Genomic DNA, 20073 nt, shown 5'->3' with positions numbered 1-20073 from the left:
ATCAATCCATTAGGAGTTCACGGAGCACAGCGTTCAAAACCGCTCGTCCCTCAGAAGTAGCCTTGAGCCGTGATCCGTCCACGTCAATCATTCCCAGCTCCTTGAGCTGGTGAATTTTGGTCGTGGAGATTGGGCGATCCGCAAGACTGGAATGGCGATCGAGGTCTAGGCCCTCATGTAAACGCATCCCCATCATCATGTGTTCAGCCACTTGATCTTCTTGGGACAGCGGGTCGAAAGGGAGGAGGCCGCTCCCCTTTTTTACGGCGTCAAGCCAAGCGCCGGGCGCGCGGGGGGCTTCGGTTGCATACCGCTGATCATTCAGCGTGATTCTGCCATGCGCGCCGGGACCAACCCCAACGTAATCGCCATAGCGCCAGTAGATCTGATTGTGGCGGCTTTCCGCGCCGGGAGGGGCGTGGTTGGATATCTCATATCCGGGAAGACCGTAGGCGTCGCAGATGTCTTGAGTCGCAAGATACATATCGGCGGCGTTGTCGTCTGTGGGGAGGTCACGGAGTTTGCCACGTGCGTAGCGATCCCCAAAGGCGGTGCCGTCCTCGATCGTGAGCTGATAGAGGGAGAGGTGGTCGATCGCCATGCTGAGGGCCTCTGAAAGCTCTGCTTTCCATGCCGCCAAGGTCTGACCCTGACGTGCGTAGATCAGATCAAAGCTGACGCGATCAAAGCAGTTCCGCGCCACGTCAAAGGCTGTCCGCGCCTCATCGACGGAATGAATGCGGCCCAGGCGGCGCAAATCATCGTCGTTCAGCGCCTGTATTCCCATTGAGATGCGATTTACGCCGGCATCACGATAACCGGCAAATCGCCCCGCCTCGACAGAACCCGGATTGGCCTCAAGCGAAATCTCAATGTCGTTGGCAAAGGTCCAGTTCTCGCGCGCCGCTTCAATCACCGCAGCGACGGTATCCGGATGCATCAGCGAGGGTGTGCCACCGCCAAAGAAGATGGAATTCAGCAGGCGATCCGGGAGCAGCTCGCCCATGCGGCGCAGCTCGGATTGATAGGCGGTCACCCAGGCCGATTGATCGATCTGGGAAACCACATGGCTATTGAAGTCGCAGTAGGGGCATTTGGCCTGACAGAACGGCCAATGCACGTAGAGACCAAAGCCCCCGTTGCGCCAATCATCCACCAAAACACCCCTGCACAAAATGCGCCAATGCGCGGCCACGATGGCTGATGCGGTTTTTCTCCGCCTTTTCCAACTGCGCGCAGGTCACGTCATAGCCTTCGGGCATGAACATCGGATCATAGCCAAAGCCGCCCTCGCCACGGATGGGCCAGACAAGGCGTCCGGGCATCACGCCCTCAAAGACCTCATCGTGACCGTCGGGCCAGGCCAGAACCAAAGTGCAGCGAAATTGCGCGGTACGGGGGGCATCCGCGCCTTTTGCGGTAATTTCATCATTGGCGCGGGTCATCGCCATCATGAAGTCCCGACCCTGATCGGTCTCGGCCCAATCTGCGGTATAGACGCCGGGAGCACCATCGAGCGCGTCAATGGTGATGCCGCTGTCGTCCGAGAGGGCCGGGAGGCCGGTGGCCTTTGCCGCGGCATGCGCCTTGATGCGGGCGTTGCCGACGAAAGTGTCTTCGGTCTCTTCGGGTTCGGGCAGGTTCATTTCGCCCGCACCAACAACCTTCACGCCAAAGGGCGCGAGGATCTCGGTGATCTCGCCCAGCTTTCCTGCGTTATGTGTGGCGACCAGTAAGGTGTCGCCTTCGAATTTGCGGGTCATGCGCAGGCGGCCTTCTGCATCTCTGCGAGTTCGGATGTGCCTTTGGCCGCAAGGTCCATCAGCTCATTCATCTGATCGCGAGAGAAAACAGAGCCCTCGGCGCTCATCTGAACCTCGATGAGTTTGCCCGAACCCGTCATGATAAAGTTGCCATCAACGCCGGCCTCGGAGTCCTCGGGGTAGTCGAGATCAAGCACGGGCTGGCCTGCATAAATGCCGCAGGAAATGGCGGACACCGGATCAACCAGCGGGTCCATGGTGACGTCGCCCGCTTTCATCAGCTTGTTGACAGCCAGACGCAAAGCGACCCAACCCCCGGTGATCGACGCGCAGCGGGTGCCACCGTCGGCCTGAAGCACATCGCAGTCAACGGTGATCTGGCGTTCACCCAGAGCCACACGATCAACACCCGCGCGCAGCGCACGGCCGATCAGGCGCTGAATTTCGACGGTGCGCCCGCCTTGTTTACCAGACGCAGCCTCACGACGCATACGGGTGTTGGTCGCGCGGGGCAGCATGCCGTATTCTGCGGTGACCCAACCCAGGCCAGAGCCTTTGATAAACGGGGGAACGCGGTCCTCGATCGTTGCGGTACACAGAACGTGGGTGTCGCCCATCTTGATCAGGCAGGAACCTTCTGCATGTTTGGTAAAGCCGGTTTCAATGGAAACGCTGCGCATTTCGTTCAGGGCACGTCCGGAGGGTCGCATGTGGATATCCTTTTGTTGTTGCCCCGTCGATACCGCCCGTGGGGTTGGCGATGCAAGGGTCATTGACCATATCTGAGGATGCGCTTTAGTGACAAATGAGGGGTATGAAGGCCTTCGGGTCGGAAACATCGGGTAAGAGATGACGGACGCGAAATCCATTCTGCAGGATATGAACGATCGCTCACGCGAGGTGTTTCGCATTCTGGTCGAAAACTATCTGGATACTGGCGGTCCGGTAGGCAGCCGCACGCTGACCCGATCCCTGAGCGAAAAGGTTAGCGCCGCGACCGTCCGGAATGTAATGCAAGATTTGGAATATTTAGGTTTGCTGGACAGCCCTCATGTCAGTGCGGGCCGTATTCCGACGCAGATGGGGCTGCGGTTATTCGTGGATGGCCTCTTGCAGATGGGCGATCCGAGTCGACAGGACCGCGAGATGATAGACCGCACGTTGGGGGATAACTCTAGCGATGTCGGTGGCATGCTGGATCGTGTGGGGGCCGCGCTTTCGGGTGTGACGCATGGGGCATCACTGGTGCTGACGCCCAAGCATGAGGCGGAACTGCGCCATATTGAATTTGTGTCTCTGGCGCAGGATCGTGCGTTGGTGGTTTTGGTGTTTTCGGACGGGCATGTGGAAAACCGGCTGTTCACGCCGCCGCCGGGGCAGACGCCAAGCTCGATGCGGGAGGCGGCCAATTTCCTCAATGCACTGATTGAGGGGCGCACATTGAGTGATGTGCGCAAGGATGTGCAGGTCGAGATCGAAAAACGCCGTCAGGAGATCGACACGCTTGCAAGCGACATGATCGAAAGCGGGCTTGCGGCCTGGGAAGATGAGAACGGCGATCAGGCACGTTTGATCGTGCGGGGACGGGCGAATCTCCTTTCAGAAGATGGTGCGCCGGACGAGTTGGAGAAGATCCGCAGCCTGTTTGACGATCTGGAACGTAAGCGTGACATCGCCGAATTCCTTGAACTGACCGAAGAAGGCGACGGTGTGCGCATTTTTATCGGCTCGGAGAACAAACTTTTCTCACTTTCGGGTTCCTCTTTGGTGGTGTCTCCATATATGAACGCTGATCGAAAGATCATCGGTGCGGTCGGGGTCATCGGCCCCACGCGCCTGAACTACGGACGGATTGTGCCGATCGTGGACTACACGGCACAACTGGTCGGGAAAATGGTATCCGACCGGAGCTAGAGGTGGATTATGGCAGAGCCCAAGAACGAAGACTTTTTGGACGATATCGAGGCAGCCGAAGCCGAGGAGCTGTCGGCTCAGACCGAGGAATTCGACGACGAAGCGCTGGAGCTGGACAGCCTGCGTGCGGAGCGTGATGAATACAAGGACCGCTTCATGCGCGCCTTGGCCGATGCGGAAAACGCGCGCAAGCGTGGCGACAAGGCACGGCGTGAGGCGGAGCAATATGGTGGCTCCAAACTGGCGCGGGACATGCTGCCGGTTTATGACAACATGAAGCGTGCGGTTGAGGCTGCAACCGAAGAGCAGAAGGCTGTCTCCGCTGCGTTGATCGAAGGGGTTGAACTGACCATGCGGGCGCTGCTGGACGTGTTCCAGAAGCACGGCATTCAGGTGGTGACACCTGAGGTCGGAGATCGGTTTGACCCGCAGGTGCATGAGGCCATGTTCGAGGCACCTGTGCCCGGCACAAAGGCCGGTGACATCATTCAGGTGTCCGCTGAGGGCTTCATGCTGCACGACCGCCTGCTGCGACCCGCTCAGGTAGGTGTGTCGTCGACGCCCGCGTCTTAATAAAAATGGGCCCTGATGGGCCCATGCCTCTGGCGGAGATATTTTTAAGAAGATGAAAGGGCGGCCGTTTGGGACCGCCCTTTTTCTTAGCTCTTGCTGGCGTCCTTTAGCCGGTAGAGTGCTTCGAGTGCTTCACGCGGGGTGAGATCATCGGGGAAGATCTCTTCGAGGAGCTTTTCTGCCGGCGAGGGGCCTTTGGCGGGTTTGGGCTGCGGCGCTGGCGCGGCGGCGAACAGTGGCAGGTCGTCGATTTGTACCTTGCCCGCGCCGCCGCCTTCGCGGCTGCTTTTCTCCAGCATATCGAGGACGCTGCGCGCGCGTTCCACGACGGAAGCGGGCAGGCCCGCGAGCTGTGCCACTTGCACACCGTAGGAACGATCTGCGGCGCCTTTTTTGACCTCATGCAGGAAGATCACTTCGCCTTCCCATTCCTTGACCGAGACCGTGGCATTGTCGACACCGGGCAGTTTGGCGGCGAGTTGGGTCAATTCGTGGTAATGGGTGGCAAAGAGCGCGCGGGAGCGGTTGACCTCATGCAGATGTTCAAGCGTCGCCCAGGCGATCGACAGGCCATCGTAGGTGGCCGTGCCACGTCCGATTTCATCAAGGATCACCAGCGCGCGGTCATCGGCTTGGTTCAGGATGGCGGCAGTTTCCACCATCTCCACCATGAAGGTTGAGCGCCCCCGGGCGAGGTCGTCGGAAGCTCCGACGCGGCTGAACAGCTGGCTGACCATGCCGATGTGGGCGGATTCAGCCGGTACATAGCTGCCCATCTGGGCCAGAACTGCGATCAGCGCGTTCTGACGCAGGAAGGTTGATTTACCGGCCATGTTCGGACCGGTCAGCAACCAGACTGCGGCGCCATCGTCCGTGCTGAGGTCGCAGTCATTGGCAACGAAGGTCTCGCCGCCTTGCTGGCGCAGCGCTTGCTCCACAACCGGATGGCGGCCCCCGTCCACGTGAAACGCGCGGGAGGTATCAACCCGTGGCCGGGTCCAATTTTCACCGCGGGCCAGATCAGCCAGTGCGGTCACCAGATCAATCTCGGCAAAGCCACGCGCAGCCTGGTTGAGACGCGCGGCGCAGTCGAGAATTGCGCCGGAAAGCCTTTGATAGAGCCGCTTTTCGATCTCCAGGGCCAGGTTTCCGGCATTGAGGATCTTGGTTTCAATCTCGCTCAACTCCACCGTTGTGAACCGCACCTGATTTGCGGTGGTCTGACGGTGGATGTAGGTTTCCGACATCGGTGCCGACTGCATTTTGGCGGCGTGGGTCGCGGTGGTTTCGATGAAATAGCCAAGCACGTTGTTGTGCTTGATCTTCAGCGAGTTGATGCCGGTGTGTTCGGCGTATTTCTTCTGAAGACCTGCGATGACGGAACGGCCCTCATCGCGCAGGGTCCGGGCCTCGTCCAATTCGCTGTCATATCCTGCCGCGATAAAACCGCCATCACGGGCGAGCAACGGTGGCTCTGCGATCAAGGCTGCATCCAGCAAGGACAGAAGCTCATCAAAGCCGCCAAGGGCGTTTCTGGCCTCTGTCAGAAGAGGTGGTAGATCTTCGCCCTGAAGTTCGCGCTCGATCTCTTCGCCTTGGCTCAGCGCGTTGCGAATGGCGGCGAGGTCGCGGGGCCCGCCGCGGTCCAGCGCAAGCCGCGACAGGGCGCGGTCGATATCAGGCGTTTTGCGGAGAAGACCCCGCAGCGCATCGCTTCGCGTCGGATCCTCAACGGCGGCATCGAGCGCAGCAAGACGCGAAGAGATCACATCGAGATTGCGCGAGGGGCTTGATAGACGTTGTTCCAGTAGGCGCGCCCCCCCGGGGGTTACGGTACGATCCACGACCGCGAGGAGCGATCCGGCACGCCCCCCCGAAAGTGAGCGAGTCAGTTCGAGATTGCGCCGCGTCGAGGCATCAATTTGAACCGTGCGATCCTCGGATTCCTGCAAGGGCGGTTGCAACAGGGGCAATTTGCCCTTTTGTGTGATCTCCAGATAGTCCACCACAGCGCCCATCGCGGAAATTTCGGCACGGCTGAAGGTGCCAAATCCATCGAGCGCGCCCACGTTGAACAGGTTACAGAGACGTTTTTCAGCGGCAGTGCTGTCAAAACTGGCCTTGCCCAGCGGGGTCAGCGGGATCTTGTATTCCTCCGCCAGCGGCAGGGTGGAGTCATAGACTGCGCCGTCGGCAACGATCAGCTCTGACGGGGCGAGGCGCGCCAGCTCCGGGCTGAGCCGCACACGGGCGACCGGCATCACGTGGAACACGCCGGTGGAAATATCGGCCCAGGCAAGCGCAGCCTGATCGCGCAGTTCCGAATAGGCGACAAGGAAATTGTGCCGACGGGCCTCCAGCAGGGAATCCTCGGTCAATGTACCGGGGGTGACCAGACGCACCACATCGCGTTTCACAACGGATTTGGAACCGCGTTTTTTGGCCTCGGCCGGGCTTTCCATCTGTTCCCCGACAGCAACCCGAAATCCCTTGCGGATCAGGGTCAGGAGATAGCCCTCTGCCGCGTGCACCGGCACGCCGCACATGGGGATGTCTTCGCCTTCGTGTTTGCCGCGTTTGGTGAGAGCGATATCAAGCGCCTCGGCGGCGTTCACCGCGTCCTCAAAGAACATCTCGTAAAAATCGCCCATGCGATAGAACAGCAGCGCATCCGGGTATTGCGCCTTGATCTCGAGATATTGCGCCATCATCGGCGTGACAGACATGCGAGCCCCCATTCGTCAGGTCGCATGACGTTTACATGGCTCGAGTCGCGAGGAAAACCCGGCAATCCAAAGGCCGAACCCCGCATCTGCGGAACTCGGCCAGAGGTGTTGTTTTCAGGGCGATCAGGAGTAGAGCGACCGCAAGGACCCCGGTGAGGCGTTGGCGATCGAGAGCGATAGCCCGCTGAGCTGTTCCTGAGCGCTGAGGGCCTCGTATCGGGCGGCGGCGTCTTCCATATCCGTATCGGTCAGCTCGCTGATGCCCATTTTGACGGCGTCGCTCAGCTTGTCGAGAAAGACATCCTGCTCTGCCATCTGCTGCGCACCCGCGCCAAGGGCGGCGGCACTGTCGGTGGCATAGCGCAAGAAGCCCTCGATCTCGCCAAGGGCGGTACGGGCCGAGGCTGCGTCGGTCACCGCGGTACGATTGTTGATGTCAAAGCTGGTGCTGCCCTCGAAATCTACGCTGTCGACGGTGATGGTGGATTGCGTCGGCGCCGCGTCACCGGAGCGATCCTGAGACGCCGCGACCGTCAGACCCGTGCCGCCATTACCATCGGCGTCGGTGGCCAGGAGGTTGACCCCGTTGAAGCCAGAAGAAGAAATGATCGTATTGATCTGCTCCGTCTTCTGGGCGAGCTGTTCCTCGATCATGGAGTAGTCGCCGACACCGGAGCTGGCCTGGACTGTCAGCTCCTTCATGTCGGTGAGGATCGAGGTGATCTGTTCCGCGCCGGCAGAGGCAACGGAAACGGTGGCCTCGCCGACGTTCAAGCCACTGGAGGTGGCTTCGAACCCGGCCAGATCAGACCCCATGATTTCGGAAATGGCCCAGATCGCCGGAGCGTCCTTGGCCTTGTCGACCTCTTTGCCGGTGGAGATGTCGTCCTGGACATCCTCCTTTTCCACCTGCTTGTCGGTGAGAACCCGAAGCGCGATCTCTGCGCCCGGGTTGGTGTTGATACTTGTCATTTGTGCACCCCTATATAACCCAATACCTGGTATGCATGCTTCATTGGCCCGCGCGGGAAAGGCCCGAACGGACGGGGGAAGCCATTCTGACATATGCAGTCGACAGATGAGTCGCTGCGCCACTTGGGCAGCAAGTGCAGTTAAGAAACACCAAGGAAGTGTAGCAAAGACGGGTCTGGATTGGGGCCAAACTTTGACAAACCCTTTCGATTTTAAGCCGTGATTTGAAAGAAATGCAAAAGAGTGAATTGTGAAAGCGGTGGATTGAGAGGCTGCGGCCGCTGGGATATGACAGTTTTCGACTAGGAGAGGACGAAGACCGACATGCCCAAAGCCAAGATCACCAATGAAGAGGCGCTGGCCTTTCACCTGGAACCCAGCCCCGGCAAATGGGAGGTCACCGCGACGGTTCCCATGACCACCCAGCGGGATCTGTCCTTGGCCTATAGCCCCGGCGTGGCGGTGCCCTGTGAGGCGATCGCCGAAAACCCCGAACTTGCCTATGATTACACCAACAAGGGCAATCTTGTTGCGGTGATCTCCAACGGGACGGCGGTTCTGGGGCTCGGTAATCTCGGTGCACTCGGCTCCAAACCGGTGATGGAAGGCAAATCGGTCCTTTTCAAACGTTTTGCGGATGTGAACTCGATCGACATCGAGCTCGACACCGAGGACCCGGACGAGTTCATCAAGGCGGTGAAGCTGATGGGGCCGACCTTTGGCGGTATCAACCTCGAAGACATCAAGGCGCCCGAGTGTTTCATCATCGAGCAGAAGCTCAAGGAAGAGATGGATATTCCGGTCTTCCACGATGACCAGCACGGCACCGCGGTGATCTGTGCCGCTGGCCTGATCAATGCTTTGCATCTGTCTGGCAAGAAAATCGAAGATGTTCGGATTGTCCTCAATGGGGCAGGGGCTGCAGGCATCGCATGTATCGAGCTGTTGAAATCCATGGGCGCGCGGCATGAGAACTGCATCGTTTGCGACACCAAGGGCGTGATCTATCAGGGTCGGACCGAAGGGATGAACCAGTGGAAGTCGGCCCACGCGGTCAAGACCGAGCTGCGGTCCCTCGAAGACGCCATGAACGGCGCGGATGTTTTCCTCGGCGTGTCGGTCCGGGGCGCCGTGACCCAAGAGATGGTGAAATCCATGGCCGACAATCCGGTCATCTTTGCCATGGCGAACCCCGATCCCGAGATCACCCCCGAAGAGGCGCATGAGGTCCGTGTGGATGCCATCGTTGCCACCGGGCGTTCGGACTATCCGAACCAGGTGAACAATGTGCTGGGCTTTCCCTACCTGTTCCGTGGGGCGCTCGACATTCATGCGCGCGCCATCAATGACGAGATGAAGATCGCCTGTGCCCACGCACTGGCACGCCTGGCCCGTGAGGATGTGCCGGATGAGGTGGCGCTGGCCTACGGCAAATCGCTGTCCTTTGGTCGCGACTACATCATCCCGACGCCGTTTGACCCGCGTTTGATTCACCGCATCCCGCCTGCGGTTGCCAAGGCCGGTATGGATACCGGCGTGGCGCGCCGTCCGATCATCGACATGGACACCTACGAACACGGCCTGCGAGGACGGATGGACCCGACGCAATCGATCCTGCGCGGCCTCAATGCGCGCGCCCGTGCGGCACAATCGCGTATGATCTTTGCCGAGGGGGATGACCCGCGTGTGCTGCGTGCGGCTGTGACCTATCAGCGCTCGGGCTTTGGCAAGGCGCTGGTGGTTGGCCGTCAGGAGGATGTCAAAGCCAAGCTCGAAGAGGCCGGTCTGGGCGATGCGGTGCGCGAATTGGAGGTGGTCAACGCCGCCAATACCCATCACTTTGATGCCTATAAGGAGTTTCTTTATAACCGCCTGAACCGGAAGGGGTTTGATCGCAAGGATATCCACCGTTTGGTGGGGCGCGACCGGCATGTGTTCTCTGCGCTGATGCTCGCGCATGGGCATGGCGACGGTCTGGTGACTGGGGCCACCCGGAAATCCGCGCATGTGCTGGAACGCATCAACCATGTGTTCGACGCCGATGCGGACCACGGTGTGGCCGGGGTGACGGCGCTCTTGCACAAGGGGCGCATCGTGTTGATCGGCGACACGCTGGTGCATGAATGGCCAAACGAGAACGATCTTGCCACCATTGCGGAACGTGCTGCCGGTGTGGCTCGGCACATGGGGCTTGAACCCCGGGTGGCCTTTGTGAGTTTCTCGACCTTTGGCTATCCGGTGTCGGAGCGGGCGGAGAAGATGCATATCGCGCCGACCGTGCTCGACAAACGCGGCGTCGATTTCGAATATGAGGGTGAGATGACCGTGGATGTGGCGCTGAATGCCAAGTCGCAGGAACATTACCCGTTCCAGCGCCTGTCCGGTCCGGCCAATATCCTGGTGGTTCCGGCACGGCACTCGGCTTCGATCTCGGTCAAGCTGATGCAGGAAATGGGCGGGGCGACTGTTGTGGGGCCGATCCTGTCGGGCGTCGACAAGCCGATCCAGATCTGCTCTACCAGCTCGACCGCCAATGACGTGCTGAACATGGCCGTTCTGGCGGCCTGCAATATCGGCTGAACCACGAGGGGGCGCGCATCATGGCAATCTGGAACCTTGGGTCGATCAACATAGACATGGTCTATGCCCTGCCGCATATGCCGGCCCCCGGCGAAACACTGGCCGCCAACTCTCTGGAACAGGGGCTTGGCGGCAAGGGCGCGAATATGTCGGTTGCGGCGGCGCGGGCCGGTGCGCATGCCTGTCACATCGGTGCGGTCGGGCCGGAGGGCAAATGGTGCGTTGATCGGTTGACCGAATACGGCGTCGATACGCGCCACATCGCGCAGATCGATACCGCCACCGGGCATGCGATCATCGCAGTCGACCCGGCGGGGGAAAACCAGATTATCCTCTATCCCGGTGCGAACAGGGCCCTGAGCGCGGATCAAATCGGTCAGGCCCTGACTGCTGCGCATGCCGGTGACATTCTTCTGATGCAGAATGAGACGAACATGCAGGCAGAGGCAGCCGAGATCGGTCGCAAGCTTGGCCTGCGCGTGGCCTATGCGGCAGCGCCGTTTGATGCAGCGGCGGTGCAGGTGGTTTTGCCGTTTATGGATCTGTTGTTCCTCAATGAAGTCGAGGCGGCGCAGCTTCAGGATGCGACCGGCAAAGCACCGCAGGATCTGGGCGTGGACGATGTGATCGTCACACTTGGTGCCGAGGGCGCGCGCCATTTTGATGGCCGCACCGGGACCGCAACAGATATCCCTGCGCAAAAAGTGACGCCCGTGGATACCACCGGCGCGGGCGATACCTTTACCGGCTACGTGCTGGCGGCGTTGGACCGTGGCCTGCCGATGGCACAAGCAATGGCGCAGGCGTCGCGCGCCGGCGCGCTGATGGTCACACGTCACGGGGCTGCGGATGTGATCCCAGATCTGAAAGAGGTGCAGGACGCCAGTTTCTGAGGTCCGGACATTTCAACCTGAAGAAAGGGGCCCTCTGAGGCCCCTTTTTTGCACCTGTTGCGCAGGGTTTAATGTGTTCCGACAAAGGGTGCTTGATCGCCCCACAGGTCTGCAACCCGCGCGTCACGACCACAGGCGGTGCGATAGCGTTTGTAGGCTTTGGATTGGCGCAGCGGGCCAAAACGGGTCAACACCAGACCGTCGCCCTTGTAGTAGTCCTGATGATAGTCCTCGGCGTCGTAGAATGTTTTGGCATCCAGGATCGGCGTGACGATTTTCTGACCAAGCTCTCTCTGGGCGTCGGATCGGACTTGCTGAGCGAGAGCCTTTTCTGCCTTGTTAGAGACGAATATCGCGGTTCGGTAGACCTCGCCCCGATCGCAGAACTGTCCGCCGGCGTCGGTTGGATCGATCGAACGGAAGAACAACTCCAGTAGGCTCTCGCGCCGGATGACAGAGGGATCGAAGAGGATTTTGACCGCCTCGTAATGCCCGGTGCCGCCGCGTCCGACCTGTTTGTAGGTGGGGTTCTTGGTGGTGCCGCCGGTGTAACCGGAGATCACCTCCGAGACACCTTTCACCGATTCAAAATCGCTCTCGACGCACCAGAAACAGCCGCCTGCCACAATCAGTTCCTGCTGCGACTGGGCGCGCGCTTCGATGCCCTTTGCCAGCGATCCGATGATGATGAACGCGGCGAGCGTGATGTGTTTCAGTGTATCAAGACGACCCATGGCATCCTCCTGAATGAAGGGGTTCCTGCATTGCGACGAGCCTGCCTGACGCGACGTGCTGCGCCAAGGGAGTGACATCGAATGTCACGCATCGGTGACGGCAGTTTACCGGTTGGCGCGCCGGGGAGTTTCTTCTAGCGTCGGCAAAAATTGCATGAGGTCAGGGAGTATAGTGATGCGGATTGCCATGTGGTCGGGACCGAGGAACCTGTCTACCGCCATGATGTATGCCTTTGGGGCGCGCAGCGATTGCGCGGTTGTGGACGAACCGTTCTACGCCGCCTATCTGGCCCGCACTGGCCTTGAACATCCGATGCGCGACGACATTCTGGACAGCCAACCGCAGGATCCATCGGTCGTCGCAGAGCAGCTTCTGGGTCCGGTGCCCGGCGCCAGGCCGCATTTCTATCAGAAACACATGTGCCAGCACATGATCGCGGACGTGCCCCGTGAGTGGCTGCGTGATGTCACCAATGTCTTTCTCATCCGCCATCCCGCGCGGGTGATCGCCTCCTTTGCCGCGAAATATGACCAGATTGGCCTCGACGACATCGGGTTCAGCCAGCAGATGGAGCTGATAGAGCTTGTGCGCGGATGGGGACAGAAACCGCTGGTGATCGACAGCTATGACATCCGTCAGAACCCCAGGGACAAGCTGGAACAGCTGTGCGAGGCGATCGGCCTGCCGTTTTCGCCCGAGATGTTGAGCTGGCCGAAGGGCGGCCACAAGGATGACGGCGTCTGGGCGCCGCATTGGTACGGGGCGGTGTGGAACTCGACCGGTTTCGCCGGGCCAGAAGGCGCATTGCCCGAGGTTCCGGCGCGTCTGCAACCGGTTTTGGAACAGGCGATGGAAATCTACGAGGAGATGCGGGCGATCAAGATCTGAGCCCGCCGCGGTCAGCCGATCAGTTTGCCGAGCTTCATCGCGACTGCCATGTCGCCGGAAATCTTGATCTTTCCCATCATCACGGCGGTCATCGGATTCAGCTGCCCGCGCAGGAGCTTTTTCAGGTTCTCGATGCTCAGGCGCAATGTGCAATCGGTGGCTTGTTCCTGGGTCGTGACATTACCGTTGTCGAGAACGATTACGCCCTCGGACCCACAGTCGAACTTCAACGACCCGTCAAAGCTTTTGCCATCCAGACCTTTGCGAATATCCGTTGCGATCTCTTCCATCATTACGCCCCCCCCAACTGCGGTGATGCGCACAGGCTTAGGGGGTCGGGGCACAAACTGACAAGCGTGACCAAGGGGCAGCGGGACGGCTCAATCCGTCAGGTTCTGGGTCCAGTCCAGAGCATTTCCGGTGTCGACCTCAAAGAAGCCTCCGGTCTTGTAGCCACGAGAAGTGCAGTTCTCGTCGCCACGAATGGTGTAGGCGTCATTGATGTAGCAAAAGGAATAGTCGCCGGTCCAGTTCCCGGTCTCGCTCTCGGCGCGGATGTAGTAATAGCGGTTCTTCAGATCGCCAACGACAGGAATACTGCAATCGCCTGGTTCGATGGTCCACCAGCCCTCTGACACCCATGTGTCGCCATCCTTGTAGCCGATGGAGGCAAAGGCCTTGCTGTTTGTCTTGTTGCAGATGTTGAAATCTGCAAGCACAGGCGAGGCCAGACAAAGCATCAGGCCGCTGAGGATCATAGGCTTCACTGCGCCACTCCCGGTTTGTGTCTCAGGTCATGCCAAGCTTAGCAAAACTTGCCCGGAGCGCGACAGGTGTTTTGCTTGCAAGTTGCCCCGTTTTGCGCAGGAACAGCCGAGTTCAGCCGATTTCATCCGCAGTATGGGAGCAGGGTTCGCCGGCGTAGAACAATTGCAGGATCTGGGCGCAGTGATCGGGCGCATTCGGCACAGCAGCAAAGAGCGTCATGGACGAGCGGAGCTTTTTGGCATCCACCGGGCCCAGAATTTCTGCGGCGTCCTTGCCGGCATGACCCAGCATCAGATCGCAGACCTCGATCAGGCGTTGTCGCAGGACCGGGTGATCCAGATAGATCTGCGCCTCTTTCAGATCTTCCAGACCGTAGAGCTGCGCCATGTGGGATTGCCCGAGGCTGGCCAGCTGAGGAAAGACGAACCACATCCAGTGGCTCGTCTTCTTGCCAGCCTTGAGTTCGGCCACGACATCGCCCCAGACTGCGTCCTGAGCCTCGACGAACATGTCGAGCTCCTCTTCCAGATCGTCCTCTGGAAAGTCGTCTTCGAAGTCGTCCCCGGCCATATTATTTCACGCGCTTGTTGCGTGCGGCGAGCAGCTTCAGGCGCAGCGCATTGAGCTGGATGAAGCCCTGTGCGTCTTTCTGGTCATAGGCGCCCGCGTCTTCTTCAAAGGTCACATGCGCCTCGGAATAGAGCGAATGCTCGGACCAGCGGCCAACGGTTTTGGCGGAGCCTTTGTAGAGTTTCAGACGCACGGTACCGGTGACATGTTTCTGGCTCTCATCAATCAGCGCCTGGAGCATTTCACGCTCCGGGGAATACCAGAAACCGTTGTAGATCAGTTCCGCATAGCGCGGCATGATCGAGTCCTTCAGGTGGCCGGCGCCGCTGTCGAGCGTGATCTGTTCGATACCGCGGTGGGCTTCCAGCAGGATGTCGCCGCCGGGGGTCTCGTAGATGCCGCGGGACTTCATGCCGACGAACCGGTTTTCCACAAAATCCAGACGCCCGATGCCGTGCTTGCGGCCGTATTCGTTGAGCTGGGTTAGGATCGTTGCGGGGCTCATGGCCTCACCGTTGATCGCAACCGCGTCGCCTTGTTCAAAGGTGATTTCGATGAATTCGGGTTCATCCGGCGCGTCTTCGGGGTTCACGGTACGCTGGAACACGTAGTCCGGCGCCATTTCGGCCGGGTCTTCCAGCACCTTGCCCTCGGAGGAGGTGTGCAGCAGGTTGGCATCGACCGAGAAGGGCGCCTCGCCGCGCTTGTCCTTGGCGATCGGGATCTGGTTTGCCTCGGCAAATTCCAGCAGTTTGGTGCGCGAGGTCAGGTCCCACTCGCGCCAGGGCGCGATCACCTTGATGTCGGGGTTCAGGGCGTAGGCCGAGAGTTCGAACCGCACCTGATCGTTGCCCTTGCCGGTTGCCCCATGGGATACCGCGTCGGCGCCGGTGGCTTCTGCGATCTCGACAAGACGTTTGGAGATCAGCGGACGCGCGATCGAGGTGCCCAGCAGATAGAGGCCCTCGTAGACCGCATTGGCGCGGAACATCGGGAAGACAAAATCGCGCACGAACTCTTCGCGGATGTCCTCGATAAAGATGTTCTCCGGTTTGATGCCCAGAAGCTCTGCCTTCTTTCGCGCCGGTTCCAGTTCCTCGCCCTGGCCGAGATCGGCGGTGAAGGTGACAACCTCGCAGCCGTATTCGGTCTGCAACCATTTCAGGATGATCGAAGTATCAAGGCCACCGGAGTAGGCCAGCACAACTTTCTTGGGCGCGGACATGGGTTTTCCTCTTGGTCAGAACGTCAAGCGCCGTAGCGCCTTTTGCACGTGGGTGCAAGGTTTTCGGGGCTTTTCGTCCAGAATCCTTCCGTTATGAAGGGGCGACGGCAAGTTGTATTCAATAGGAGTATTTCCATGACGGGCTGGTATTTATTCAAACACGCGGTGTCGATGTTGGTGCGAAACTGGCAAATGGTCATCCGGATTTTTCTCCTGCCGACGGTGCTGGTTGGCGTGATCCTCGGGGTTCTGGCGCAACAAACCGGGGTGTTGGCGCTCCTGTCTCCCGGGGCCGCATCGGGGGTCACTCCCGGCGGCGGCCTTGTGGGCAGTGTGTTGCTGACCGCCATTGTCGTCATGCTGATTTCAATGTGGCCGATCGTGGCCTGGCATCGCTATGTCCTGGAGGAGGAGCGGAACCCGGGATTTCTGCCGCCGCTCCATCTTGACCGTATCCTGGCCTATGCGTTTCAAGGGATCCTGATCGGGCTTCTGGTTCTTTTGGCGATGATCCCGGTTCTGATCGTGATTGCCGTGCTGGCCAGCGTGCTCGGCGGGAACTTTGTTCACGTCCTGCCGATCCTGGAGCCGGGTCTGGCCTTGTTGCCGGCCTGGGTGTTCCTGCGCTTGTCGATCACATTGCCCAATGTTGCCCTCGGCAGGACGCGGTTGAGCATCACCGATGCGTGGAAGGCAACATCCGATGCATTTGGCCCGGTGTTCGGTCTGGTGCTGATTACGGTCGTGATGCAGTTTGCGATCGAACAATCGCTGCTCTTGCTGACCGGACCTGTGGTGGTTGTGTGGTGGGCGCTTACCTCCGTGGTGTTCGGCCTGATCCAGGTCAGTATTCTCACCACTCTGTACGGTCACTACGTTGAAAAACGCCCGATCTGAGCGCCGCTGACGGCATACCAAGGAATGCTTTGCCGCGCCCTCTTGCCTTGGGCGCGGCTTTGGGTCACCAAATCCCCATGACCAACTTCCGGACCCAGGCCAAGGCGGCCGAGGCGGCGATGCGCGATGTCTTCCCGCCCACGCCGCTGCAACGCAACGAACTCCTGTCCCAGCGCTTTGGCGCGGACATATACCTCAAGCGCGAGGACCTGAGCCCGGTGCGCTCCTACAAGATCCGCGGCGCGCTCAATGCCATGCGCAAGCAGGCAGGCAAGGATCTGTTTGTCTGCGCCTCGGCCGGGAACCATGCACAGGGCATGGCCTATATGTGCCGTCAGATGGGCAAGCGCGGTGTGATCTTCATGCCGGTGACGACACCGCAGCAGAAGATCCAGAAAACCCGCATGTTCGGCGGCGACAATGTCGAGGTTCACCTGATCGGCGACTACTTCGATGACACGCTGGCCGCCGCGCAGGCCTGGTGTGCCGACAAGGGCGGCTGCTTCCTGTCGCCGTTTGACGATGCTGATGTCATCGAGGGTCAGGCGTCGATCGCGGTCGAGATCGAGGCACAACTGGGCAGGGCCCCGGATCATATCGTTCTGCCGGTTGGCGGCGGCGGCATGTCGTCAGGCGTGTCGCAGTATTTTGGCGAGGATGTGCATGCGCTGTTTGTGGAACCCGAAGGGGGCGCCTGTCTGAAGGCCGCGCTGGAGGCCGGTCACCCTGTGCCGCTGGGGCGGGTCGACACCTTTGTCGACGGGGCTGCGGTCGGAAAGATCGGGGAACGCCCCTTTGACATACTGCGCAACGTGCCGTTGCCGGATGTGCTGACCATGACCGAGGATCGGATCTGCACCACGATCCTTGAGATGCTCAACGTCGAAGGCATCGTACTGGAACCCGCAGGTGCACTGGCCGTGGAAGCGCTGGGCGACCTGCGCACCTGGATCAAGGGCAAGACGGTGGTCTGTCTGACATCTGGCGGCAATTTCGATTTCGAACGCCTGCCCGAGGTCAAGGAACGGGCGCAACGCTATTCCGGGGTGAAGAAATATTTCCTGTTGCGCCTGCCCCAGAGGCCCGGTGCGCTGAAGGAATTCCTCAATATCCTCGGTCCCGAAGATGACATTGCGAGGTTTGAATATATGAAGAAGTCCGCCCGCAACTTCGGGTCGGTGCTGATCGGGATCGAAACGAAACGGCCGGAGAACTTTGCACCGCTGTTTGCACAGCTGGATGCGGCCGGTTTCACCTATACGGATATCACCAACGATGAAACGCTGGCGCAGTTCGTGATCTGATCCCTGTCAGGCTTGTTGGTCCACTTCGGCAAGGAAGCGGGCCTTAGACAGGTCATAGCTGGAGAACACGCCGGGCAGGTCGATCGTGCTGTCCTGCCCGTTGGCGGCCAGACGCTCCCCCTCAAAGCAGAGGTTGGAAAAATCCCGAAAGCCGAGGTTCAGCGCGCTGCCCTTGAGAAAATGCAGGTCCTGTTCAAGCTGGGACCGGTCGCCCGACTTCAATTTGTCGATGACGCCCTCCACCTCTTCGAGGAACAGTTCGATCACCTCTTCGAAGCCGTCTTCGCCGACTTCGTCTTTCAATTCGCGTACACGTGGCCAGTCAATCATCGTCTTCTTCCAAACTTCCGGGGGAGACGCGCGTATCCTATGTCAAATCGGGTAAAAGTATAGTAAAGGAAAAAAACTTGAGTAAAATTTTATTCTTCATCAGCTATTAAGCCGATCAAGTGTTTTCTAAGAAGGTCACGAGGGGACACGCCGCGTTAATGAGGGATTGTCGGTGCTGCCAGAGCATTCAGTTGAAAGCGAAGAGGTGCCTGTGAGCGGGTCCATCCGACGTGTGTTGGTGGTGGATGACAGCCGTTTGCAACGACGCATCCTCGTGGCCTCGCTCAAGAAGTGGGGCTTCGACGTCGTCGAGGCCGAGGGCGGCGAGGAGGCAATGGACATCTGTCGTGTCGATCCGCCCGACCTGATCCTCAGCGACTGGATGATGCCCGGGATGAACGGCATCGAGTTCTGCCGGGCCTTTCGTGCGAAATCGAACGAGGCGTACAGCTATTTCATCCTGCTGACCTCAAAGAGCGAAAAAAACGAGGTTGCCGAAGGGCTTGATGCAGGCGCGGATGATTTTCTCACCAAGCCGGTCAGCTCGGACGAGCTGCGGGCGCGGATCTCGGCCGGGGAGCGTATTCTGCGCATGCAGCGCGAGCTGTTCGAGAAGAACCGCATCGTGTCTGAAACGCTGGATGAGCTGCAGACCGTATATGACGCCATCGACAAGGATCTGATGCAGGCGCGCAAGATCCAGGAATCGCTTGTTCCCGAACTGACCCGTTCCTTCGGAGAGTCCGAGGTCAATCTGCTGTTGAAACCCTGCGGCCATATCGGCGGTGACCTGGTGGGAATGTTCTCGCCCGGGATCAACCGGCTGGGGTTCTATTCCATCGACGTGTCCGGCCACGGGATCACCTCGGCGATGATGACCGCGCGGCTGGGCGGTTATCTGTCCTCGACCTATTTCGATCAGAATGTCGGGATGGAAAAGAAGTTCAATCGCTTCTACGCGCTGCGCCCGCCAGAAGAGGTTGCGGGTGTGCTCAACGCGCGCCTGATCGCCGATACCGGCATCGAAGAATACTTTACCATGGCCTATTGCATCGCCGACCTGCGCACGGGGGTGATCAAGATGGTGCAGGCCGGGCATCCGCACCCGCTCCTGTTGCGTCGCGATGGGTCGACGGAGTTTATCGGCAGGGGCGGTGTTCCTGTGGGGCTGGTGCCCGATGTGGACTACGAGCAGGAAGAATTCGTGATGGAGAAGGGCGACAGGCTGCTTCTTTATTCCGACGGGTTCACCGAAGCGCATCTGAAGGATGGCTCCATGCTCGATACCGAGGGGCTGGTGGAACTGGTCAAGCGCTGCGACCGGAAGCGGAGCGGCAAGGAATTCCTTGACGATCTGTATTGGCACCTCACCCAGGTGATGGGCGATGACAAGGGGCTGGAGGATGACATATCCGCCACCCTGTTTGAGTTTCAGGGGCCCTGACGCCGGTCAGCCCAAGCGTGCCAGCAGCGCGGAAAAATGCTGGTCTCCCGCATTCCCGAGAACTCTGACCGCATCCTCCGTGGGGAGCCAAAGCGCACTATGATGCGGCTCGATCGGGGCACTAAGGCGCAAGACCGGGCGAGCCACATATATGTGGCAGAGTTTTTCCGCCCAAAGGTCATATTCCGGCATAAACACAAACCGGCGAAAGCTGCCGACCCGTTTCGGGGCTGCGATTTTCCAGCCGGTCTCCTCATAGACCTCGCGATGCAGCGCGGGGATCGGTGATTCGCCCGGATCGATCCCGCCGCCCGGCAGTTGGATGTCCGGTGCCGGGGTATGTTGACAGGTCAACAACAACTGGCCATCTCGTGGCAACAACGCATAGGCGCCGGGGCGCAGACGGTAGGTCTGATCCCTGCGTGGTGCCTCTCCAAACCGTCTGATCACCGGACTCCCCTTCACTCTGAGGCTGAAAAGTCTATATAGCG

The 20073-nt window shown here is 59.7% G+C and carries 20 protein-coding genes; 8 read left to right on the top strand and 12 right to left on the bottom strand.

Features of this window, described 5'->3' with window-relative positions; all coding sequences use genetic code 11:
• Window position 1 precedes the first annotated feature (1 nt).
• The 3 genes from hemW to rph are packed head-to-tail and all read right to left on the bottom strand — an operon-like array spanning window position 2 to window position 2473.
• Window positions 2-1156: a radical SAM family heme chaperone HemW gene (gene hemW / locus ACXAF5_RS00795; protein WP_474945190.1), complete on the bottom strand. Its 1155-nt coding sequence runs from the start codon at window positions 1154-1156 to the stop codon at window positions 2-4.
• A complete protein-coding gene (rdgB, locus tag ACXAF5_RS00790) occupies window positions 1149-1763 on the bottom strand; it encodes an RdgB/HAM1 family non-canonical purine NTP pyrophosphatase (protein ID WP_474945189.1) in 615 nt (204 codons plus the stop codon). Before rdgB ends, hemW begins: the two co-directional genes overlap by 8 nt.
• On the bottom strand, window positions 1760-2473 hold the full coding sequence (gene rph / locus ACXAF5_RS00785) for a ribonuclease PH (protein ID WP_011540185.1): 714 nt from the start codon (window positions 2471-2473) through the stop codon (window positions 1760-1762). The genes rdgB and rph overlap by 4 nt, the downstream gene beginning before the upstream one ends.
• 139 nt (window positions 2474-2612) lie before the next feature.
• Here rph and hrcA point away from each other — a divergent pair, with 139 nt between their 5' ends.
• Complete coding sequence (gene hrcA / locus ACXAF5_RS00780; RefSeq protein ID WP_005616154.1) at window positions 2613-3677, top strand: heat-inducible transcriptional repressor HrcA; 1065 nt, start codon at window positions 2613-2615, stop codon at window positions 3675-3677.
• Between the two features lie 9 nt (window positions 3678-3686).
• Window positions 3687-4250: a nucleotide exchange factor GrpE gene (locus tag ACXAF5_RS00775; RefSeq protein WP_009177390.1), complete on the top strand. Its 564-nt coding sequence runs from the start codon at window positions 3687-3689 to the stop codon at window positions 4248-4250.
• An 86-nt stretch (window positions 4251-4336) separates the two neighbouring features.
• Here ACXAF5_RS00775 and mutS read toward each other — a convergent pair whose 3' ends face one another.
• Together mutS and ACXAF5_RS00765 are read right to left on the bottom strand one after the other, a co-directional pair.
• Entirely contained in the window at window positions 4337-6976 is a 2640-nt protein-coding gene (gene mutS / locus ACXAF5_RS00770; protein ID WP_474945188.1) for a DNA mismatch repair protein MutS, read from the bottom strand.
• A 123-nt stretch (window positions 6977-7099) separates the two neighbouring features.
• Complete coding sequence (locus ACXAF5_RS00765; RefSeq protein ID WP_474945187.1) at window positions 7100-7948, bottom strand: flagellin; 849 nt, start codon at window positions 7946-7948, stop codon at window positions 7100-7102.
• Between the two features lie 324 nt (window positions 7949-8272).
• Here ACXAF5_RS00765 and ACXAF5_RS00760 point away from each other — a divergent pair, with 324 nt between their 5' ends.
• Both ACXAF5_RS00760 and ACXAF5_RS00755 read left to right on the top strand, forming a co-directional pair.
• A complete protein-coding gene (locus ACXAF5_RS00760) occupies window positions 8273-10528 on the top strand; it encodes an NADP-dependent malic enzyme (RefSeq protein ID WP_474945186.1) in 2256 nt (751 codons plus the stop codon).
• A gap of 20 nt (window positions 10529-10548) precedes the next feature.
• Window positions 10549-11421 (top strand): ribokinase, encoded by an 873-nt coding sequence (locus ACXAF5_RS00755; protein WP_474945185.1) that lies wholly within the window; start codon window positions 10549-10551, stop codon window positions 11419-11421.
• Between the two features lie 68 nt (window positions 11422-11489).
• Here the strand turns inward: ACXAF5_RS00755 and msrA are convergent, their stop codons facing one another.
• A complete protein-coding gene (gene msrA, locus ACXAF5_RS00750; RefSeq protein ID WP_474945184.1) occupies window positions 11490-12155 on the bottom strand; it encodes a peptide-methionine (S)-S-oxide reductase MsrA in 666 nt (221 codons plus the stop codon).
• Window positions 12156-12330: 175 nt separating this feature from the next.
• Between msrA and ACXAF5_RS00745 the strand changes: the two genes are divergently transcribed.
• Window positions 12331-13044, top strand: coding sequence for a sulfotransferase-like domain-containing protein (locus ACXAF5_RS00745; RefSeq protein ID WP_474945183.1), 714 nt, complete (start codon window positions 12331-12333; stop codon window positions 13042-13044).
• Window positions 13045-13055: 11 nt separating this feature from the next.
• On the opposite strand, the gene ACXAF5_RS00740 is transcribed toward ACXAF5_RS00745, so the two are convergent.
• The 4 genes from ACXAF5_RS00740 to ACXAF5_RS00725 form a co-directional block, all read right to left on the bottom strand.
• Window positions 13056-13337 (bottom strand): SCP2 sterol-binding domain-containing protein, encoded by a 282-nt coding sequence (locus tag ACXAF5_RS00740; protein ID WP_474945182.1) that lies wholly within the window; start codon window positions 13335-13337, stop codon window positions 13056-13058.
• Between the two features lie 87 nt (window positions 13338-13424).
• A complete protein-coding gene (locus tag ACXAF5_RS00735) occupies window positions 13425-13802 on the bottom strand; it encodes a DUF1036 domain-containing protein (RefSeq protein WP_239322396.1) in 378 nt (125 codons plus the stop codon).
• Between the two features lie 121 nt (window positions 13803-13923).
• A complete protein-coding gene (locus ACXAF5_RS00730) occupies window positions 13924-14382 on the bottom strand; it encodes a DUF1810 domain-containing protein (protein WP_474945181.1) in 459 nt (152 codons plus the stop codon).
• Between the two features lies 1 nt (window position 14383).
• On the bottom strand, window positions 14384-15607 hold the full coding sequence (locus ACXAF5_RS00725) for an argininosuccinate synthase (protein ID WP_239322293.1): 1224 nt from the start codon (window positions 15605-15607) through the stop codon (window positions 14384-14386).
• 93 nt (window positions 15608-15700) lie between these two features.
• Here ACXAF5_RS00725 and ACXAF5_RS00720 point away from each other — a divergent pair, with 93 nt between their 5' ends.
• Both ACXAF5_RS00720 and ilvA read left to right on the top strand, forming a co-directional pair.
• Window positions 15701-16504, top strand: a complete 804-nt coding sequence (locus tag ACXAF5_RS00720; RefSeq protein ID WP_474945180.1) for a hypothetical protein — start codon at window positions 15701-15703, stop codon at window positions 16502-16504.
• Window positions 16505-16581: 77 nt separating this feature from the next.
• Window positions 16582-17808 (top strand): threonine ammonia-lyase IlvA, encoded by a 1227-nt coding sequence (ilvA, locus tag ACXAF5_RS00715; RefSeq protein ID WP_474945179.1) that lies wholly within the window; start codon window positions 16582-16584, stop codon window positions 17806-17808.
• A 6-nt stretch (window positions 17809-17814) separates the two neighbouring features.
• Here ilvA and ACXAF5_RS00710 read toward each other — a convergent pair whose 3' ends face one another.
• The gene (locus ACXAF5_RS00710; protein ID WP_239322296.1) at window positions 17815-18138 is read right to left on the bottom strand and encodes an Hpt domain-containing protein; all 324 of its coding nucleotides are present in this window, start codon (window positions 18136-18138) and stop codon (window positions 17815-17817) included.
• Window positions 18139-18310: 172 nt separating this feature from the next.
• On the opposite strand from ACXAF5_RS00710, the gene ACXAF5_RS00705 reads away from it, so the two are divergent.
• Window positions 18311-19582, top strand: coding sequence for a PP2C family protein-serine/threonine phosphatase (locus ACXAF5_RS00705; RefSeq protein ID WP_474945178.1), 1272 nt, complete (start codon window positions 18311-18313; stop codon window positions 19580-19582).
• 6 nt (window positions 19583-19588) lie between these two features.
• Here the strand turns inward: ACXAF5_RS00705 and ACXAF5_RS00700 are convergent, their stop codons facing one another.
• Entirely contained in the window at window positions 19589-20032 is a 444-nt protein-coding gene (locus ACXAF5_RS00700; RefSeq protein WP_474945177.1) for an NUDIX hydrolase, read from the bottom strand.
• Window positions 20033-20073: the final 41 nt, after the last annotated feature.

The organism is Epibacterium sp. ABV4_022 (assembly GCF_056159345.1).
The sequence above is the reverse complement of the archived record's forward strand: the minus strand, read 5'-3'. Positions and strand labels throughout refer to the sequence as shown.

Bases quoted from the DNA above. Each gene is read 5' to 3' on its own strand.
- mutS (WP_474945188.1), bottom strand. From the start codon at position 6,976: ATGTCTGTCACGCCGATGATGGCGCAATATCTCGAGATCAAGGCGCAA.
- ACXAF5_RS00755 (WP_474945185.1), top strand. From the start codon at position 10,549: ATGGCAATCTGGAACCTTGGGTCGATCAACATAGACATGGTCTATGCC.
- msrA (WP_474945184.1), bottom strand. From the start codon at position 12,155: ATGGGTCGTCTTGATACACTGAAACACATCACGCTCGCCGCGTTCATC.
- rph (WP_011540185.1), bottom strand. From the start codon at position 2,473: ATGCGACCCTCCGGACGTGCCCTGAACGAAATGCGCAGCGTTTCCATT.
- ACXAF5_RS00760 (WP_474945186.1), top strand. From the start codon at position 8,273: ATGCCCAAAGCCAAGATCACCAATGAAGAGGCGCTGGCCTTTCACCTG.
- ACXAF5_RS00735 (WP_239322396.1), bottom strand. From the start codon at position 13,802: ATGATCCTCAGCGGCCTGATGCTTTGTCTGGCCTCGCCTGTGCTTGCA.
- ACXAF5_RS00775 (WP_009177390.1), top strand. From the start codon at position 3,687: ATGGCAGAGCCCAAGAACGAAGACTTTTTGGACGATATCGAGGCAGCC.
- ACXAF5_RS00765 (WP_474945187.1), bottom strand. From the start codon at position 7,948: ATGACAAGTATCAACACCAACCCGGGCGCAGAGATCGCGCTTCGGGTT.
- ACXAF5_RS00710 (WP_239322296.1), bottom strand. From the start codon at position 18,138: ATGATTGACTGGCCACGTGTACGCGAATTGAAAGACGAAGTCGGCGAA.
- ACXAF5_RS00740 (WP_474945182.1), bottom strand. From the start codon at position 13,337: ATGATGGAAGAGATCGCAACGGATATTCGCAAAGGTCTGGATGGCAAA.
- ACXAF5_RS00720 (WP_474945180.1), top strand. From the start codon at position 15,701: ATGAAGGGGCGACGGCAAGTTGTATTCAATAGGAGTATTTCCATGACG.
- ACXAF5_RS00725 (WP_239322293.1), bottom strand. From the start codon at position 15,607: ATGTCCGCGCCCAAGAAAGTTGTGCTGGCCTACTCCGGTGGCCTTGAT.
- ilvA (WP_474945179.1), top strand. From the start codon at position 16,582: ATGACCAACTTCCGGACCCAGGCCAAGGCGGCCGAGGCGGCGATGCGC.
- ACXAF5_RS00745 (WP_474945183.1), top strand. From the start codon at position 12,331: ATGCGGATTGCCATGTGGTCGGGACCGAGGAACCTGTCTACCGCCATG.
- ACXAF5_RS00730 (WP_474945181.1), bottom strand. From the start codon at position 14,382: ATGGCCGGGGACGACTTCGAAGACGACTTTCCAGAGGACGATCTGGAA.
- rdgB (WP_474945189.1), bottom strand. From the start codon at position 1,763: ATGACCCGCAAATTCGAAGGCGACACCTTACTGGTCGCCACACATAAC.
- hrcA (WP_005616154.1), top strand. From the start codon at position 2,613: ATGACGGACGCGAAATCCATTCTGCAGGATATGAACGATCGCTCACGC.